The sequence below is a fragment of the Mycobacterium sp. SMC-11 genome, from assembly GCF_046250095.1.
Lineage (GTDB): Bacteria > Actinomycetota > Actinomycetes > Mycobacteriales > Mycobacteriaceae > Mycobacterium > Mycobacterium heraklionense_A.
In genome coordinates this window covers 1,042,655-1,058,099 of record NZ_CP176430.1, presented here as the reverse complement: position 1 = coordinate 1,058,099, position 15,445 = coordinate 1,042,655, and the positions used below count along the sequence as shown (strand labels likewise).

At 68.4% G+C, this 15,445-nt stretch carries 14 protein-coding genes and 1 tRNA gene; 10 read left to right on the top strand and 5 right to left on the bottom strand.

Features of this window, described 5'->3' with window-relative positions; genetic code table 11:
* Nucleotides 1–35: 35 nt before the first annotated feature.
* Genes ACKY0X_RS05065 through ACKY0X_RS05055 form a run of 3 tightly spaced genes read right to left on the bottom strand, consistent with a single transcriptional unit; the run spans nucleotide 36 to nucleotide 5,250 of the window.
* Entirely contained in the window at nucleotides 36–938 is a 903-nt protein-coding gene (locus tag ACKY0X_RS05065) for a nucleoside triphosphate pyrophosphohydrolase (protein WP_409428564.1), read from the bottom strand.
* Between the two features lie 5 nt (nucleotides 939–943).
* Complete coding sequence (mfd, locus tag ACKY0X_RS05060; protein ID WP_409428563.1) at nucleotides 944–4,588, bottom strand: transcription-repair coupling factor; 3,645 nt, start codon at nucleotides 4,586–4,588, stop codon at nucleotides 944–946.
* Nucleotides 4,589–4,647: 59 nt separating this feature from the next.
* Entirely contained in the window at nucleotides 4,648–5,250 is a 603-nt protein-coding gene (locus ACKY0X_RS05055) for a TetR/AcrR family transcriptional regulator (protein WP_024442510.1), read from the bottom strand.
* 145 nt (nucleotides 5,251–5,395) lie between these two features.
* Here ACKY0X_RS05055 and ACKY0X_RS05050 point away from each other — a divergent pair.
* The 7 genes from ACKY0X_RS05050 (at nucleotide 5,396) to ACKY0X_RS05020 (ending at nucleotide 9,822) form a co-directional block, all read left to right on the top strand.
* Nucleotides 5,396–5,467: transfer RNA gene (locus tag ACKY0X_RS05050), tRNA-Gln, on the top strand.
* Between the two features lie 56 nt (nucleotides 5,468–5,523).
* Nucleotides 5,524–7,029 carry a bifunctional UDP-N-acetylglucosamine diphosphorylase/glucosamine-1-phosphate N-acetyltransferase GlmU gene (glmU, locus tag ACKY0X_RS05045; protein WP_409428562.1) on the top strand — a complete coding sequence of 502 codons (1,506 nt, stop codon included), beginning with the start codon at nucleotides 5,524–5,526 and terminating at the stop codon, nucleotides 7,027–7,029.
* Between the two features lie 109 nt (nucleotides 7,030–7,138).
* On the top strand, nucleotides 7,139–8,125 hold the full coding sequence (locus ACKY0X_RS05040; protein WP_409428561.1) for a ribose-phosphate diphosphokinase: 987 nt from the start codon (nucleotides 7,139–7,141) through the stop codon (nucleotides 8,123–8,125).
* Between the two features lies 1 nt (nucleotide 8,126).
* Complete coding sequence (gene arsC / locus ACKY0X_RS05035) at nucleotides 8,127–8,471, top strand: arsenate reductase (glutaredoxin) (protein ID WP_409428560.1); 345 nt, start codon at nucleotides 8,127–8,129, stop codon at nucleotides 8,469–8,471.
* Complete coding sequence (locus tag ACKY0X_RS05030; protein ID WP_409428559.1) at nucleotides 8,468–9,124, top strand: LpqN/LpqT family lipoprotein; 657 nt, start codon at nucleotides 8,468–8,470, stop codon at nucleotides 9,122–9,124. Before arsC ends, ACKY0X_RS05030 begins: the two co-directional genes overlap by 4 nt.
* A 57-nt stretch (nucleotides 9,125–9,181) precedes the next feature.
* Nucleotides 9,182–9,550: a heme-binding protein gene (locus ACKY0X_RS05025; RefSeq protein ID WP_409428558.1), complete on the top strand. Its 369-nt coding sequence runs from the start codon at nucleotides 9,182–9,184 to the stop codon at nucleotides 9,548–9,550.
* On the top strand, nucleotides 9,550–9,822 hold the full coding sequence (locus ACKY0X_RS05020; RefSeq protein WP_409428557.1) for a hypothetical protein: 273 nt from the start codon (nucleotides 9,550–9,552) through the stop codon (nucleotides 9,820–9,822). Before ACKY0X_RS05025 ends, ACKY0X_RS05020 begins: the two co-directional genes overlap by 1 nt.
* Here ACKY0X_RS05020 and ACKY0X_RS05015 read toward each other — a convergent pair.
* Nucleotides 9,819–11,204, bottom strand: coding sequence for a DUF1254 domain-containing protein (locus ACKY0X_RS05015; protein ID WP_409429510.1), 1,386 nt, complete (start codon nucleotides 11,202–11,204; stop codon nucleotides 9,819–9,821). The genes ACKY0X_RS05020 and ACKY0X_RS05015 overlap by 4 nt on opposite strands.
* 98 nt (nucleotides 11,205–11,302) lie before the next feature.
* Here ACKY0X_RS05015 and ACKY0X_RS05010 point away from each other — a divergent pair, with 98 nt between their 5' ends.
* The 3 genes from ACKY0X_RS05010 to pth all read left to right on the top strand — a co-directional run bounded on the left by ACKY0X_RS05010 (nucleotide 11,303) and on the right by pth (nucleotide 13,543).
* The gene (locus ACKY0X_RS05010) at nucleotides 11,303–12,175 is read left to right on the top strand and encodes an oxidoreductase (RefSeq protein ID WP_409428556.1); all 873 of its coding nucleotides are present in this window, start codon (nucleotides 11,303–11,305) and stop codon (nucleotides 12,173–12,175) included.
* Nucleotides 12,176–12,313: 138 nt separating this feature from the next.
* Nucleotides 12,314–12,946, top strand: a complete 633-nt coding sequence (locus ACKY0X_RS05005) for a 50S ribosomal protein L25/general stress protein Ctc (RefSeq protein WP_409428555.1) — start codon at nucleotides 12,314–12,316, stop codon at nucleotides 12,944–12,946.
* Between the two features lie 12 nt (nucleotides 12,947–12,958).
* Nucleotides 12,959–13,543: an aminoacyl-tRNA hydrolase gene (gene pth, locus ACKY0X_RS05000; RefSeq protein ID WP_409428554.1), complete on the top strand. Its 585-nt coding sequence runs from the start codon at nucleotides 12,959–12,961 to the stop codon at nucleotides 13,541–13,543.
* Nucleotides 13,544–13,642: 99 nt separating this feature from the next.
* Here pth and ACKY0X_RS04995 read toward each other — a convergent pair whose 3' ends face one another.
* Complete coding sequence (locus ACKY0X_RS04995; RefSeq protein WP_409428553.1) at nucleotides 13,643–15,277, bottom strand: fatty acyl-AMP ligase; 1,635 nt, start codon at nucleotides 15,275–15,277, stop codon at nucleotides 13,643–13,645.
* Nucleotides 15,278–15,445: the final 168 nt, after the last annotated feature.

Genomic DNA, 15,445 nt, shown 5'->3' with positions numbered 1-15,445 from the left:
GTCGGTTTCGGCGCGAGGGTGCGGGGCCGCGAACGCTAGGGCTGCGGCCAGTGGGCGCGCCACTGCTCTTCGGTGGGCTCGCCGATGACCGCCTTCTCCACCGCCCGGACGGTGTCCATGAGTTCCAAAACCGCTGCCCGCAAGTCGTTTTCGGCATCGATGTCGGCGGCCACCGTGACGGTGGTGACCGTCTCGGGGATCAGATCTGCCGGCACGCCGGCGCGGGCGAGCCGCTGCAGCACCTTTTGAGCCAACGCCAAGGCCGGCTGCGCGGTCGGCACATCGTCGAGAATCGACTCCCTGAGCTTGATCGCTGCTTTCTCTAGAGCCTTGCGCTCTTCCCACTGCGCCACCTGCTCGGCCAGCGAGATCTCTTCGCCGGCGAGCACCGCGGGCGCCCGATTGCTCAGCTTGCGCAGCAGCGAATCCGCGACGTCGTCGATGCCGAACGCGTTCTCCAGCGCATCCTCGGCGATCCGGGCGTGGAACAGCACCTGCAGGAGCACGTCGCCGAGCTCCGCGCACAGTTCGTCGGCATCGCCGCTGCGGACCGCGTCGAACAGTTCGTAGGTCTCCTCAAGCAGAAACCGGCGCAGCGAGTCGTGGGTCTGCTCGCTCTCCCACGGGCCCGTGGTGCGCAGCCGGTCCATGATCGCGACCGCGTCGATCAACCGCTCCCCCGGCGGCGCGTCGGGCGCCGCGATCAGCGCCTCCCCGGCCTCCAGGCGAGCGACGACGTGAGGATGGTTGCGGTCCGAAGACAGCAGCACCGGGGCTTGCACGTCGGAGGCACCGACGAGCACCGATCGTGCGGCCGGCAACGACCACGGCACCACGATCGGCAGTTCCTCGGTGTAGACGACCTCACCTGCGAGCAGCGCGAGGGCTTCGACCGGGACAAGCGAGGGCCGGCGGGGGTCGACCAGGACGACGGTCATCGTGGTTACCGTACTGCGGGCACCGCGCCGGTGACGTCGATAAGGCCCTGCGGCTTGCCGTCCAGTGCCGAGATCAGATCGGCCACCATCTGGACGAGTTCGACGTCGCGGATACGGGGCGCACCGACGGGCGCGCCGGCACCCCCGGCACGCGGGATCGGCACCTGCACAGTGGCGGTGGTGGCGCGGTAACTGGCCGATGGGTGCATCCGCTTGAGCCGCAACTGGGCGGAGTCCGGCAGCGTCATCGGGGCCAGCCGCAGCGTCGTCGCCGACGCTGCGGACACCTCGGTGATCCCGGCGGCGCGGCACAGCAGCCGCAGCCGGGCCACCGCCACCAGCCGGCCGGCCGGCTCGGGAAGCGGCCCGTAGCGGTCGGTGAGTTCCTCTACCACTGCGGCGATCTCGTCGTCGCCGGGGGCGGCGGCCAACCGCCGGTAGGCCTCCAGCCGCAACCGGTCGGAGTTGATGTACTCCGGCGGCAGGTGGGCGTCGACCGGCAGGTCGATCCGGACGTCCTTGACCTCTTCGGTGGTGATCGTCTCGCCGTTGAAGGCCGCCCGATACGCCTCGACTGCCTCACCGACCAGCCGCACATACAGGTCGAAGCCCACCCCGGCGACGTGCCCGGACTGCTCCACCCCCAGCACGTTGCCGGCGCCGCGAATCTCCAGGTCTTTCATCGCCACCGCCATGCCGGCGCCCAACTCGTTGTTCTGGGCGATGGTGGCCAGCCGGTCGTGGGCGGTCTCGGTCAGCGGGCTCTCCTTCGGGTAGAGGAAATAGGCGTAGCCGCGTTCCCGGCTGCGTCCCACCCGGCCCCGCAGCTGGTGCAGCTGCGAGAGCCCGAAGGTGTCGGCGCGTTCCACGATCAAGGTGTTGGCGTTGGAGATGTCCAGGCCGGTCTCGATGATGGTGGTGCACACGAGGATGTCGTATTCCCGGTTCCAGAAGCCCTGCACCGTGGTTTCCAGCATTTCTTCGGGCATCTGACCGTGCGCGACGACCACCCGGGCCTCGGGCACCAGGCCGCGCACCCGGGCGGCGGCCGCGTCGATCGAGCTGACCCGGTTGTGCACGTAGAACACTTGGCCGTCACGCAGCAACTCGCGGCGCAACGCGGCAGCGACCTGCTTGTCATCGTGGCCGCCGACGTAGGTCAGGACGGGATAGCGGTCTTCGGGCGGGGTGAGGATCGTCGACATCTCCCGGATGCCGGCCAGGCTCATCTCCAGGGTGCGCGGGATCGGGGTGGCGCTCATGGTGAGCACGTCGACGTGGGTGCGCAGCGCCTTGATGTGTTCCTTGTGCTCGACGCCGAACCGCTGTTCCTCGTCGACGATCACCAGGCCGAGGTCCTTCCAGCGCACCCCGGTCTGCAGCAGCCGGTGGGTGCCGATCACCACGTCGACGGACCCGTCGGCCAGGCCGTTGACCGTCGCCTTGGACTCTTGTGCGTCGGTGAACCGTGACAGTCCCTTGACGGTGACCGGGAAGCCGGCCATCCGGGTGCTGAAGGTCTGCAGATGCTGGTCGGCCAACAGTGTGGTGGGCACCAGCACCGCGACCTGTTTGCCGTCCTGGACCGCTTTGAATGCCGCGCGCACCGCGATCTCGGTCTTGCCGTAGCCGACGTCGCCGCAGATCACCCGGTCCATCGGGACCGGCTTTTCCATGTCGGCCTTGACCTCGCTGATCGCGGTGAGCTGGTCCATGGTCTCGGTGAACCCGAACGCGTCTTCCATCTCGGCCTGCCACGGGGTGTCCGGGGCGAACGCGTGGCCGGGCGCGGCCTGGCGTTTGGCGTACAGCGCGACGAGTTCGTCGGCGATCTCACGGACCGCTTTGCGGGCCTTGGTCTTGGTCTGGCTCCAGTCGCTGCCGCCGAGCCTGCTCAGCGCCGGGGCCTGGCCGCCGACGTAGCGGGACAGTTGATCCAGCGAGTCCATCGGCACATAGAGCTTGTCGGTACCGTTAGCGCCGCGCTTGCCGGAGGCGTACTCCAACACCAGGTATTCGCGCCGCGCCCCGCCGACGGTGCGCTCGGTCATCTCCACGAACTTGCCGATGCCGTGCTGGTCGTGCACCACCAGGTCGCCGGCGGTCAGTGCCAGCGGGTCGACGGCGTTGCGGCGCTTGGCCGCCAGCCGCTTGCCTTCCGGCCCGCTGACCCGGTTGCCGGTCAGGTCGGCCTCGGTCACCACCACCAGGTTGGCGCCGGGGATGACCAGGCCCTCGTGCAGCGGTCCCTTGAGAACCCCGACCACCCCGGGAGGCGGGGTGGCGCCAGCCTCCAACAGCGTTGCCGCAGTCTCGGATTCGGCCAACTGCTCGACGATCCGCCGGGCCGTGCCGACGCCGGGGGCAACCACTGCCGCACGTCCCCCGGTCGCGATGTGCGCCCGCAGCATGGCGAAGATCTCGTCGATGTCGCGTTGCCGGCCGCGGGCCGACGGCGACGGGCGCACGTCGAGTTCGGTCGCGTCCGGGTCGGGCAGCTGGCTCAGCGTCCACCACGGATGGCCGGTGTCCAGCGCCGCCTGGCGCACCTGCGCGAACTCACGGAACCCCGACCCACCGAGCTGTTCGATGTCGATCGGGGCCTCGCCGCCGATCGCCGCGACCGACCACGACGCCTCCAGGAATTCGCGTCCAGTCTTGATCAGGTCGGCGGCGCGGGCGCGGATCTTCTCCGGATCACAGACCAGCACCGGGGTGCCCGGACGCAGCTGATCGGTCAGCAGCGCCTGCGGGCCGGGCCGCAGCACCGGGCCCAGCGCCTCCATGCCGTCGACCGGGATACCCTCGGCCAGCTTGGACAGCATCTCGCCGACGGTGCCCAACACGGCGTTCTCGGTGTGCGGCTGATCGCGGGCCAGCTCGGCCGCACGCGCCCGCACATCGTCGGTGAGCAGCAGCTCCCGACAGGCCACCGCGACCACGGTGCCGACCTCGACCTCGGGGATGGAGCGCTGGTCGGCCACCGAGAACGGCCGGATCTCGGTGACCTCGTCACCCCAGAACTCGATGCGCACCGGATGTTCGGCGGTCGGCGGGAACAGGTCGAGGATGCCGCCGCGGACCGCGAACTCGCCGCGCTTGCCGACCAGGTCCACCCGGGTGTAGGCCAGCTCGACCAGCCGGGCGATCACCGCTTCGAACGGGATCTCGTCGCCGACGGCCAGCATGACCGGCTCGATCGCAGCCAGTTGGCCGGTCATCGGCTGCAGCAGCGACCGGGCCGTGGTCACCACCACCCGCAGGGGCGGCCCCAGCCGGGCGTCGTCGGGGTGGGCCAGCCGGCGCAGCAGCAGCAGGCGGGCGCCGACGGTGTCCACCCCGGGCGAGAGCCGCTCGTGCGGCAGCGTCTCCCAGGACGGGAACAGGGCCACCGTGTCGCCGTACACGCCGCGCAGCTCCGCGGTCAGGTCGTCGGCTTCGTGGCCGGTGGCGGTGACCACCAACAGCGCGCCGGTGCGGGCCAGCGCGGCGGCGGTGAAGGGCCGGGCACCGACCGGACCCACCAGCGCCAGCTCGGCGGGCGGATCGCCCGCGCGGTCGATGAGTTCGGCGAATGCCGGCGCGGTCAACGCCAGGTCTACGAGCCCCGCAATCGGGTTTTGGACAGTCTGGTACCCCGGTGCGGTCATGATGTGGGCAATTCTAGGCGGTGTGGCGCAGGCCGACGATTTGCGTTGCGGTACAGGCCTTATTCGTCATGCAGGGTCGGGTCGGACTCCAGGTGAGTCAGTCCGTTCCAACACAGGTTGACCAGGTGCGCGGCCACCACTTCCTTCTTGGGTTCGCGGACGTCGAGCCACCACTGGGCCGTCATCGACACCGAACCGACCAACGCCTGGGCGTACAGCGGAGCGGTCTCCGGGTCCAGCCCGCGCTTGGCGAAGTCGCCGGCCAGAATCGACGACACCTGGCCGATCGCGTCGTTGAGCAGGGTCGAATAGGTGCCGGAGCTGATCGACGCCGGCGAGTCGCGGATCAGGATGCGGAATCCGTCGGTGTGCTCGTCGACATAGGTCAGCAATGCCAGCGCGACGCGCTCCACCCGCAGCCGGGACTGGTTGTTGGTCGCCTTGGTCAATGACGTGGTGATGCCGTCCAGCAATGCTGACATCTCGCGGTCGACCACCACGGCGTAGAGGCCCTCTTTGCCGCCGAAGTGCTCATAGACCACCGGCTTGGACACGTTGGCGCGCTGCGCGATCTCCTCGATGGAGGTGCCCTCGTACCCCCGTTCGGCGAACAGCGAGCGGGCGACATCGATGAGTTGGTGACGGCGCTCGCTACCTGTCATCCGGGCTCGAGGCGCCCGGCCGTCCTTGTCCAGACCAGCCACGCGACCAGGGTAGTCCGTTGGACTAGACCGGATTGTCCGACTTCTTACTCGGGCCGCGGGCAGCCCTCGCCGTCGTCGGACTAAAGTCACTGCGGAACACCGATCCGTCGTGGTGTAATCGGCAGCACCTCTGATTTTGGTTCAGATAGTTCAGGTTCGAGTCCTGGCGACGGAGCTCAGATTTGTCCACCCCTTTGCCGCGAGCGTGCGCAGAATGACAGGCTAGGCGGCGTGTCGACGCACAAACACGCTCCCTCGCGCCAAGAAGACGCCCACGACGCCGTCATCGTATTGGCGGCCGGAGCCGGCACCCGGATGGTCTCCGACACCCCCAAAGTGCTGCATGAGCTGGGCGGGCGCAGCATGTTGGCGCACTGCCTGCAGGCGGCCGCCGGCGTCGAGCCCCGCCACCTGGTGGTGGTGTTGGGCCACGAGCACGAGCGCATCACCGGGCCGGTCGCCGAGCTGGCGCAAGCCCTGGACTTTCCCATCGACATCGCCCTGCAGGACCAACAGCTCGGTACCGGACACGCGGTGCTGTGCGGCCTGGCAGCCCTGCCGGACGACTTCGCCGGCACCGTCGTGGTCACCTCCGGCGACATCCCACTGCTGGACACCGCCACCCTGCAGGCGCTGATCGACACCCACCGCACCGCCCCGGCCGCGGTCACCGTGTTGACCACCACGCTGGCCGACCCCACCGGCTACGGCCGCATCCTGCACACCCAGGACGGTGAGGTCACCGCAATCGTCGAACAGGCCGATGCCACCGAGTCGCAGCGGGAGATCCGCGAGGTCAATGCCGGGGTGTACGCCTTCGACATCGCCGCGTTGCGTTCCGCGCTGGGCCGGCTGGGCTCCGACAACGCCCAGCACGAGCTGTACCTCACCGACGTGATCGGCATCGTCCGCGGCGACGGCCAGGTGGTGCACGCGCGCCATGTCGACGACGCGGCATTGGTGGCCGGCGTCAACGACCGGGTGCAACTGTCCGCGCTGGCCGGCGAGCTGAACCGACGCCTGGTGGCCACCCATCAGCGGGCCGGCGTCACCATCGTCGACCCCACCACCACCTGGATCGACGTGGACGTGACCATCGGGCGCGACACCACCGTCGCGCCCGGAACCCAGCTGCTCGGCCGCACCGTCGTCGGAGCGCACTGCACGATCGGCCCCGACACCACCTTGACCGACGTCACGGTGGGCGACGGTGCGTCGGTGATCCGCAGCCACGCCACCTCCTCGGCGATCGGCGCCGGTGCGGCGGTCGGGCCGTTCACCTACCTGCGTCCCGGCACGGTGCTGGGTTCCGACGGCAAGCTGGGCGCGTTCGTCGAGACCAAAAACTCCACCATCGGCACCGGGACCAAGGTTCCGCACCTGACCTACGTCGGCGACGCCGACATCGGCGACCACAGCAACATCGGCGCCTCCAGTGTGTTCGTCAACTACGACGGCCAGACCAAACGGCGGACCACGGTCGGCTCGCACGTGCGCACGGGCTCGGACACCATGTTCGTCGCACCGGTCACCATCGGCGACGGCGCCTACACCGGCGCCGGGACCGTGGTGCGCCACGATGTGCCGCCGGGCGCACTGGCGGTGTCGGCCGGCCCGCAACGCAACATCGAGAACTGGGTGCAGCGCAAGCGGCCCGGCAGCCAGGCCGCCTCGGCGGCCGAGTCGGCAAATAACGCCGAAGAACCCGGCGAGACTCCACCCGATCTGTCATCGTGAGCTTGATCGCGTTGAGGCAGCCCGAGGCGAAATCACACGCCGGGCTACGTACCATAAGGCCCGAGTTAACTCGACCGAAATCCACAATCTCCTACTGCGGGGGCAGCACGTGAGCCACGACTGGACAGACAATCGCAAAAACCTGATGCTCTTCGCTGGTCGTGCGCATCCGGAGCTGGCTGATCAGGTCGCCAAAGAACTGGATGTCCCGGTTACCGCGCAGACCGCCCGCGACTTTGCCAACGGCGAGATCTTCGTGCGTTTCGACGAATCGGTGCGTGGCTGCGACGCCTTCGTGCTGCAGTCGCACCCCGCGCCACTGAACCAGCACCTGATGGAACAGCTGATCATGATCGACGCGCTCAAGCGGGGCAGCGCCAAGCGGATCACCGCCATCCTGCCGTTCTACCCGTATGCCCGTCAGGACAAGAAGCACCGCGGCCGCGAACCGATTTCGGCCCGCCTGGTCGCCGACCTGCTCAAGACCGCCGGCGCCGACCGGATCGTCACGGTGGATCTGCACACCGACCAGATCCAGGGCTTCTTCGACGGCCCGGTCGACCACATGCGGGCCCAGCCGCTGCTGTGCGGCTACATCCGGGACAACTACCTCAACAACGGCAAGGACGTCGTGGTGGTCTCCCCCGACTCCGGCCGGGTCCGGGTCGCCGAGAAGTGGGCCGACTCGCTGGGTGGCGTGCCGCTGGCCTTCATCCACAAGACCCGTGATCCGCGGGTGCCCAATCAGGTCAAAGCCAACCGGGTGGTCGGTGAGGTCGCCGGCAAGACCTGTGTGATCACCGACGACATGATCGACACCGGCGGCACCATCGCCGGGGCGGTCGGCCTGCTGCGCGAAGCGGGGGCCGTCGACGTGGTGATCGCCGCCACCCACGGCGTGCTGTCCAGCCCGGCGTCCGAGCGGTTGGCGGCCTGCGGCGCCAGCGAGGTGATCGTCACCAACACGCTGCCGATCACCGAGGACAAGCAGTTCCCACAGCTGACCGTGCTGTCGATCGCTCCGCTGCTGGCCAGCACCATCCGGGCCGTGTTCGAAAACGGCTCAGTCACCGGACTTTTCGACGGGGACGCCTGACATGGCTGACGCGGTGGTCTATCACAACCCGCGCTGCTCGACCTCGCGCAAGACGCTGGAGCTGCTGCGCGACAACGGTATCGAACCGACCGTCGTGGAATACCTGAAGACCCCACCATCGCGTGCGGAGCTGGCGGAGATGATCAGCGCCGCCGGGATCGGTGTGCGCGACGCGGTGCGTACCGGTGAAGGGGTGTACGCCGAGCTGAACCTGGCCGATGCATCCGATGACGAACTGCTCGACGCGATGGTCGCCAACCCGATTTTGATCCAGCGGCCGTTCGTCGTCACCGGTAACGGCACCCGGTTGGCCCGTCCGATTGACGCGGTCCGCGAGATCCTGTGACCCCGCTGCGCTTGACGGTCGCGGCATTGGCGTGCGCGGCCCTGGCCAGCACCACATCCGGATGCGGCGCTAAAACCCCTGACTATCAGTCGATTTGGGGCAACGACAGCACGACCACCACGTCGTCGGAACCGGAGGCTCCGGTCAGCGTGGGACGCTACCTGGAAGACCAGGGCGTGGCCGCGGAGGCGGTGGCCCCCAACGCACCGACCGACCTGACGGTGTCGATCCCCACGCCGCCGGGCTGGACGAAGAAAGAAAACCCGATGCTGCCGGCCACCACGCTGGTCCTGGGCAAGGGCGAGAAGTTCCCCCGGGCAATCTTGAGTGTGGTCAAGCTCAACGGGAACTTCGACTCGAAAGAGGCCATCCGGCACGGGGTGGTCGACGCCCAGCTCTCGCCGAACTTCCGGCTGCTGGACGCCTCCAACGAGGACTACCAAGGCTTCCCGTCATCGATGGTGCAGGGCACGTACGACATGGATGGTCAACGCCTGCACAGCTGGTTTCGGATGGTGATCGCCACCGGTTCAGCGCCGGCCGAACAGCGTTACCTGGTGCAGTTAGCGGTCACCGCGCCGGCCGACGAGGCACCCAAGAACGCCACCGACGTCGAGGCAATCATGAAGGGCTTCACCGTCGCCGCGAAGTGACCCCCACCGGCCTCGGGTCTTGTTAAAGTGACGCACCCGCCTGAAGGGAGTTCCGTCATGTCCCTCGTTCGCCTGTCCTCGCTGAGCCTTACCGGTTTCGGCGTAGTCGCCGCCGCGACCGGCCTGCTGGCGCCGGCCACCGCGCTGGCCGACCCGCAACCCGGCTGCACCGCCGCCGACATGGCCAATGTGGCCACCGGCGTTGCCGCCTCGACGTCGGGTTACCTCTACGCGCATCCCGACGTCAACGAGTTCTACACCGGCCTGCACAACCGACCCGACGACCAGGTGCCCGAGGCGGTTCGCAGCTTCTTCGCCGACAACCCGCAGGCCCACTCCGACCTGCTGGGGCTGCGCCAGCCGCTGGCCGACTTCCGCGCCCGCTGCGGATTGCCCCAGCCCGAGCGCCCGCTGCTGGACCAGTGATGACCCGCCGGATCTGGGTCGTCGCAGCACTGACCCTGACCAGCCTGCCGGGGGCGGTGGTCGTGTTCACCCCGGCCGGCACCGCCACTGCGGGCTGCGTTGGCGTGGGCCGCCGGGTGTATGTCAGCGGATGCGCCGACCCGGTGCCACCGCCGGCCTACTACGCACCGCTTCCCGAGGACGTGCCACCGCCACCGCCTCCGCCGCCTCCGCCGATCAACACCTGCGTGGGCTACAACGGCCGCTGGGTGCACGCCAACAACTGCAACTAGTTCTTCACCGCCTTCGGCGGGGTCCAGGTGCCGCCCAGCGCTTCTTCCTTGGGCCAGTACAGCCGCAGGATCATCTGGAACGGCCCCTGCGGTGCGGGCAACCAGTTGGATTCCTTGGCCGCGCCGGGAGATTGGTTCTGCACGTAGACGGTTATTCCGCCGTCGGGATCGCGGGTCAGGTCCGGCAGCATCGGCGAGTTGATCAGATACCGGTTGATCGGGTTGGCCACCAGCAGGCTTTCGGGCATCTTGTACATGGTCAGCGACCAGAACGAGTTGACCGGTGGCAGCGCATCCGGGGCGAACCGCAGGCTGTAGCGTCCTGCCCCGCTCAGCGGCGCGCCGTCGGAATCCACGGCCACCACCGGGTAGATGGCCTCCTGCTGGGAGTTGCCGTAGATCCCGAGCACCGCACCGGCCATCCGGTAGAGGTAGTTGCCGCCGAGGAACTCCCGGGTGCCGAACAGCTGCCCCGAGGTCACCTGGCCGGTGTCCAACTTGTCCTTCTTGAACGCGTTGAGTTCCGCCCAGGCGTCGGCCATCCCGGCCTGCACGGCGTCGCGGGCCTCGGCGCTGAGTTCATCGGCGCTGAAGGTGCCGTCGGGGCCGATGCCGATACCGGCGAACCGGGTCCGCAGGTCCTGCTCCCCCGGCAACACCGGCGCGTACTTCAACAGGAAGTTCAAGATCTCGAAGAACTTCGGTGAGGTCTTCTGCGCGTCGGGCGTCAGTGGCGCGATGAAATCCACCGGCGGGGCGCTCACCGCGGGTTGCTTGAGGTAGGCCGACAGCGGCTCCACGGTGTAACCGGCCTGGATCTTCTTGACGTTGTCGATGTCCGCCGGGTCGAACAGCTGGGTGCGGTAGATGACCAGTGCGAAGTCGGTCTCGGAGCGGATCACCTCGTCGACGCCCTCGGGCTTCTCGCCGCCCCATCCCGGTCCGGCCAGCAGGTACGTGCCGCCGCGGTTGCCGGTGGTGCGGCTGCCCACGTAGGCAAAGTTGTAGGTATAGGCGTCGATGAACTGCAGCGAGTAGTAGCGGCCGGCCTCGATCGGCGGCACGGTGAGCACCAGCGGCTCGGCCCGCAGATCAGCGCCCAGCATCGTGTAAGGCGTGTCGGAGTTCGGCGTCTGCACGGTGGTGTCATCGGGGGTGTAAACCCTTGCGGCGCTGTGGGTCTGGTTCCAGTCACCCTTGTACTGCGGACCCGCCTTGTCGACGAAGTAGGCGTGCTGGATGCGGTAGGAGTCCACCATCGGGAAGCCGTAGACGTAGGCCTCCTTCGCGATCTGACGGACCTGATCGGCGGAGGTTGCCGGCGCCGGACCGACCGGTTCGGCCGACTGCCTGCTACCGCAGCCGCCGACTGCGGCCAGCATCACGACGATCAATCCGAGGGTGGTCCACTGCTTCACGTCGCTCCTGAATCCGTTCGGCATCCCGGCACACGGGGGCGCGCCTCGTTAGAGTGTCAGCCATGGCCTCCTGGTCCGCTACCGATCTGCCGTCGTTCGCCGGGCGGTCCGTCATCGTCACCGGAGCCAACAGCGGTTTGGGCGCCGTGACCGCACGGGAATTGGCCCGTGTGGGTGCCGCCGTCACACTGGCCGTCCGCAACACCGCCAAGGGCCAGGCCGCCGCGGCGGGGATGCCGGGTGACGTGACGGTTCGCGCCTTGGATCTGGCGGACCTGTCCTCGGTGCGTCGGTTCGCCGAGGAGACCGCGGCCGTCGATGTGCTGATCAACAACGCCGGCATCATGGCGGTGCCCTACAGCAAGACCGTCGACGGTTTCGAGAGTCAGATCGGCACCAACCACTTGGGACATTTCGCACTGACCAACCTGCTGTTGCCCAAACTCACCGACCGGGTTGTGACGGTGTCCTCAGCCCTGCACCGGATGGGCTACATCAGCCTCAAGGACCTGAACTGGGAGTCGCGGCGGTATTCGGCGTGGTTGGCCTACGGCCAAGCCAAGCTGGCCAATCTGCTGTTCACCAGCGAACTGCAACGCCGGCTCGTGGCCGCGGGTTCACCGCTGCGGGCGCTGGCCGCCCATCCCGGCTATTCGAGCACCAACCTGCAGGGCCAGACCGGCAATCGGATCGGCGACCTGGTGATGCGCACCTTCGGCAACGGCCTGTTCGCCACCAGCCCCGACTTCGGGGCGCGCCAGACCCTCTACGCGGCGTCGCAGGATCTGTCCGGCAATACCTTCATCGGTCCGCGCTTCGGCATCGTCGGCCGCAGCGGGCCGGTGGGCCGCAGCCGGTTGGCCAAGCGCGGCTCCACGGCCGCCGAGCTGTGGGAGCTGTCTGCGCAGCTCACCGGGGTTCAATTTCCGCTCTGAGCTGCCGATGCGCTAGCCTGACCAGGCGTCACGGCGAGGGCGGCCCCCATTCGGCCGCCGTTATCGACGAGGACCTCCTAGATGGTTGTCGCGATCTGGCCGTGCCTCATGCACGCCGTAGCAACCAAGGAGTTCCCCATGGCTAAGAGCCCGACCACCAACCAGCTGACCGTTTCGGTGCGGACCGAGACCGGCAAGGGCGCCTCGCGCCGGGCCCGCCGTGCAGGCCGCGTCCCCGCGGTCCTCTACGGCCACGGCACCGAGCCGCAGCACCTGGAGCTTCCGGCCCACGACTTCGCGGCCGTGCTGCGCCACTCCGGCACCAACGCCGTGCTCACCCTCGACATCGAGGGCAAGGAGCAGCTGGCGCTGACCAAGGCTCTTGAGATCCACCCGATCCGTCGCACCATCCAGCACGCCGACCTGCTGGTCGTGCGTCGCGGTGAGAAGGTGACCGTCGAGGTCAACGTCGTCATCGAGGGCGACGCGGCGCCCGGCACGCTGGTCACCCAGGACGCCACCGCCGTGGAGATCGAGGCCGAGGCACTGTCGATCCCCGAGCAGCTGACCCTCTCCATCGAGGGCGCCGAGGCCGGCACCCAGTTCACCGCCGGCGGCCTGGAGCTGCCCAAGGGCGTGACGCTGATTTCCGACCCCGAACTGCTGCTGGTCAATGTGATCGAGGCGCCGTCCGCTGAGGAGCCGGCCGAAGGTGCGGGCGAGGAAGCCGGCGCGGAGGCGGGCGAGGCCGCAGCCGCCGAGTCCGAGTAAGCCGAGCACCGCGTGGCCGAGTCACCACCGGTCCTGGTGGTCGGCCTGGGCAACCCGGGCCCGAACTACGCACGCACCCGGCACAACGTCGGCTTCATGGTCGTCGACCTGCTCGCCGAGCGGATCGGGTCGGCGTTCAAGCTGCACAAGAAGTCGGGTGCCGACGTGGCCACCGGGCGCCTGAGCGGGCGCTCGGTGGTGCTGGCCCGGCCACGCTGCTACATGAATGAGTCGGGCCGCCAGGTGGGCCCACTGGCCAAGTTCTACTCGGTGCCCACCGGCGGCGTCGTGGTGATTCACGACGATCTCGACCTGGACTTCGGCCGGATCCGGCTCAAACAGGGCGGCGGCGAGGGCGGTCACAACGGCCTGCGCTCGATCGCGACCGTGTTGGGCAGCAAGGACTTTCAGCGGGTCCGTTTCGGGATCGGCCGGCCGCCCGGCCGCCAAGATCCGGCGGCGTTCGTGCTGCAGGCGTTCACCGCCAAGGAGCGCGACGAGTTACCGACGATCTGTGAACAGTCCGCCGACGCCACCGAGTTGCTGATCGAGCTGGGGCTGGAACCGGCCCAGAACGTGGTCCACGCCTGGGGCTGACCCGGCTTTCGCCCCCGTTTCCTCCGGCGAGCGTGCGCGCTTGTACGCAAAAGCCCGGCGTGTCGCCTACAAACACGCTCCCTCGCGGAAAAGGGCGGCCTAGGTGACCAGCGCGACGGAGTTGGCCCGGCGCAGCTTGCCCGACGGCGTCTTGGGGATACTGCCCGGCCCGAGCACCACCACGTTGCGGGGCCGCATGTCGACCTCGGTGACCACCTCATGGGCGACCTGGTGCTCGATACGGCGTACCTCGACCGGGTCCTGCCAGGCGTTGGATTCCACCGCGACCGCGAACGTCTCCCGTGAGTGCCCGGCGTCCAGGCGCACCGCGACCGCACATCCCGGGCGCACGCCCTCGACGCGGCCCGCGGCCCGCTCGATGTCGGTCGGGTAGATGTTGCGGCCCGCCATGATGATGACGTCTTTGACGCGGCCACACACCACGACGTGGCCGTCCTCCATCTGATAGCCCAGGTCGCCGGTGTCATACCAACCGTGCTCGTCCTGCGCCGGCAGGAAGCCCGCCATGGTCAGGTAGCCCGGGGTCACCGGCTCACCGCGCAGTTGGATCACTCCGACCCCGCGCGGCGGCAACGAATTGCCGTGCTCGTCGACGATCCGGATCTCGATGCCTTCCAGCAGCGGCCCCAGCGAGGCCAGTCGCCGGGTGTTGCCCTTGGTGGCGGGCACCGCCTGGCGCAGCGCGGCCAGCAGGTCGGCGTCGACCTCGTCGACCACCAGGCCCGCACCGCACTTGGAGAACGACACCGCCAGAACGGTTTCGGCCATGCCGTAGGCCGGCAGGATGGCGGCCGGGTTCAGCCCGAATGGCTTACCGGCGTCGATCAGGTCCTCGACGTCGGCCGGCTCCACCGGCTCGGCACCCGAGAGCGCGAACCGCAGGGTGGACAGGTCGAACTGGCCCGGCGTGGCCTGCTTGCGCAGTCGCTTGGCGAACAGCGCGTAGGCGAAGTTCGGGGCCGCGGTCATGGTGCCCTTGTACTTGTCGATCAGCTTGGCCCACAGCAGGGTGTCCCGCAGGAAGTCCATCGGGGTGATCTTGACCAGTTCGGCGCCGAAGTACATCGGCACGGTCAGGAAGCCGATCATGCCCATGTCGTGGAAGCAAGGCAGCCAGCTGATCATGACGTCCTTGTCGACGTCGTACTCAGCGCTGATGAACATCGCCTCGGCGTTGGAGTAGATGTTGCGGTGGGTGATCTGCACGGCCTTCGGCGACCCGGTCGAGCCGGAGGTCAGCTGCATCAGCGCCAGATCGTCTTCACCGGCTTCTTCCGGATCGATCGGTTCGGCGGCCAGCAGGTCAGCGACCGTGACGACTTTCAGGCCCTTCTCTTCCAGCACCGGGGCTGCCGGCATGAACGGGTCGGAGATGATGACTGCCTTGGCGTCGATCATGTCGACGACGGTCATGGTGTCCTCGGCCCACACCGCCAAGTCGGTGCGCGGGGTGGGCTGATGCAGCATGGTCAGGCTCGCGGCGCGCATCCATACGCCCTGGGCGGTGGGAGCGATTTCGACCGGGGCACCGGCGAGCACGCCGACGGCGTCGCCCGGGCCGACGCCGGCCGCAGCCAGTCCACCAGCGATACGCCGGGCGCGTTCATGGACTTCGGCCCAGGTGTGCCGGACGGGTGTGTGCGGCTCACCGGTGACCATGCCCTTGGACGACTCCCGGGCACTACGGAACATGTTGTCGGTAAACCTGCTCACGACGGCCTCCTAGCCGGCACCAGTACTTTCCATACGGGCTCAGATTTCATGTTCCACCTGCTGTTGACCACTCCGCGAGAGGCACACGCACACAATTCGGTGGCGGTTAGATCTCGATACCGTAATGCGCGGCCCACCAGAGCGGCGAGCGTCTGGGTGGCAAGGTTG